At 37.2% G+C, this 269-nt stretch carries 1 protein-coding gene; it reads left to right on the top strand.

Going from position 1 to position 269, the window contains the following annotated elements; genetic code table 11:
• Nucleotides 1–42 precede the first annotated feature (42 nt).
• The coding region (locus RMT89_RS43285; protein ID WP_315889242.1) for a BlaI/MecI/CopY family transcriptional regulator at nt 43–269 on the top strand (227 nt) is incomplete at its 3' end.

The following is a 269-nucleotide window of genomic DNA, read 5'->3' as shown; positions in this document are numbered from 1 at the left end:
ATATCTTCGTACATTTGAATACGAAATAATTCGTAGTAACAAATGGAGAAAAATAATATCAAACCAACAGAAGGTGAAATGGAGATTTTACAGGTGCTTTGGGCCAAAGGCAGATGTACAGTTCGCGAAGTACATGAAGCACTTGATAAAAAGGATGCGGGATATACCACTACCCTAAAGTTAATGCAGATCATGCACGATAAAGGCTTGGTAGAGCGTGATACATCTTCTAAAACACACATCTATAACGCATTAATAAGTGAGGAAAC

It is taken from the genome of Streptomyces sp. P17, assembly GCF_032436805.1.
GTDB lineage: Bacteria > Actinomycetota > Actinomycetes > Streptomycetales > Streptomycetaceae > Streptomyces.
This window is presented reverse-complemented; position numbering and strand designations above follow the sequence as displayed.